The organism is Paracoccus sp. SSK6, assembly GCF_039770665.1.
GTDB lineage: Bacteria > Pseudomonadota > Alphaproteobacteria > Rhodobacterales > Rhodobacteraceae > Paracoccus.
On sequence record NZ_JBDPNJ010000076.1, the window covers coordinates 1 to 1,739 of the forward strand.

The 1,739-nt window shown below is 62.5% G+C and carries 1 protein-coding gene; it reads right to left on the reverse strand.

Annotation, left to right across the window (positions count from 1 at the left end; all coding sequences use genetic code 11):
* Window positions 1–31: 31 nt before the first annotated feature.
* Window positions 32–1,675, reverse strand: coding sequence for a transposase (locus tag AAIL68_RS17395; protein ID WP_347141046.1), 1,644 nt, complete (start codon window positions 1,673–1,675; stop codon window positions 32–34).
* Window positions 1,676–1,739: the final 64 nt, after the last annotated feature.

The window sequence follows — 1,739 nt, forward strand, 5'->3', positions numbered from 1 at the left end:
GTAACTGGGGCAGATTCCGGGGCGGTGTGAGTTACACCCGCTGCGCGCCTACGAGATCGGGCAGCGGGAGGATGCGCTCGGCGGTCCCGTTGATTCCGAGACGGTCGCCGAGATAGGCAAAGAAGGAGATGCCGAGCTTTCGGCAGGTCTTCATCAACCCGAGCATGACGTCGCGTGCCTGACGGCCATCAGCGCTCATCGTGCCGCCCGAGATCCGGCGCTTGGTGACGCAGGTCCGCAGGTCGTTCTCGGAGGCATTGGTGTGGAGCGGGATCTCGGGTCGCTCCAGCACCTTCAGCAGTTCGGCTTTTCGCCTGTGCAGGCGAGCGAGCAACTGACCCAGTTCCTTGTAACGGGTGCGTTGCCCGAAGATGTTGTCGAAGCGTTCGGCGAGGACGGGCGCCTCTTTCGCGGACGGCTTTTGCTTCCAGAGCTTCAGATCACGGTAGAGATCCCAGATCTGGTCTCGGACCCTTTCCAGCTTGCGGGTCTGCTCGGGTGTTTTCGGCATCAGCTTTTGCAGCAACCGCTCGGCATGAACCCAGCACAGGGCATGATTGGGAATGCGGAACTGTCCGGCATCGTCGGACACAACCACTGTGTTGCCCATCAACCCGTGATGGCGCACCGCACCCCACAGGGCAGCTTCGGTGATCTCGCGCACCAGGGTGCGGTCGAAGACATCCAGGCGCAGCCTGACCAGGTGATCATACCAGGCCATCTGCGAGGCAAATGAGGTCTTGGGGTGGGCCGCAAGCTTGTCGATGACATCCGGTGCCACCTTTCGCTGGCGCATATAGTCGAGTGCCGCATCGTTGATGATGTAATCTTCACACCCGGCCCGCAGCAGAGACAGGAAGTTCAGCCGTGACTTCGAGCGGCCTGTGCGAAAGACGCTGAAGCGAGTGCCGCCGATCTGCGTGGTGACTTCGTCGCGGTGAGCATGTCGGGCACCGGTGTCATCCACGCTGATATAAGGCGCGGTGGCGAGGCCTGCCCGCAGGATCGCCTGATCTTCTGCCACAAACCCATCCAGATCGGAGGTCAGGATCCGCACCACCTGACGCTTGGAGATCTCCATGCCGATCCCGTTCAGGATCGCGGTTAGCCGCTCCGTCGTCACCTGCCCCTGGGCATGAAGCGCGAAACAGAACCGGCGCAGGTTGGCGCCAAAGCCGCCAAGCAGCCCCTCCGGCAAGGGCGCGATGACCTTTTTGCCCTCCGGTGTCAGCCAGCGCTCCCGCCGATAGCGGATGAGTTCCGCCGAGATCGACAGGTCACGAACCAGGATGGTTCGATATCCCTTGAAGCGCGACCCCGGAGGGGCTGCCGCAGTCAGCACCTCCTCACGAGTGACGCGGTCCTTGTCGCGTTTCGGGCCACGCCGCCGCCGTTGACCGCCGCTCTTACGGACCTCCTGGTCCGTGACCTTGTCCATGCCGGAGGGTTTGAACGGAGGCCGCGGCGGCAGGTTCTTCAGCCGGGCAATCTCATCACGCAAGTCCTGGTTCTCGGCTTGCAGGGCGGCCCGGGCCGTCTCGGCTGACGCGAGCTGATCGCCGAGGTGGGTCACCTGGTCCTCGAGCGATTGAAGCCGTTGCAACAGATCACCGACGAGCCGACGCAAACTCTCGGCGCTCAATGTCTCAAAGGGATCATCCGATGACAGGCCCATACGATTTTGAATCAGACCGAGATCACGAACGCAACACCTGTGCCCCGCAATCTGCCCCAGTTAC

Coding starts and splice junctions, on each gene's coding strand:
- AAIL68_RS17395 (WP_347141046.1), bottom strand. CDS start 1,675: ATGGGCCTGTCATCGGATGATCCCTTTGAGACATTGAGCGCCGAGAGT.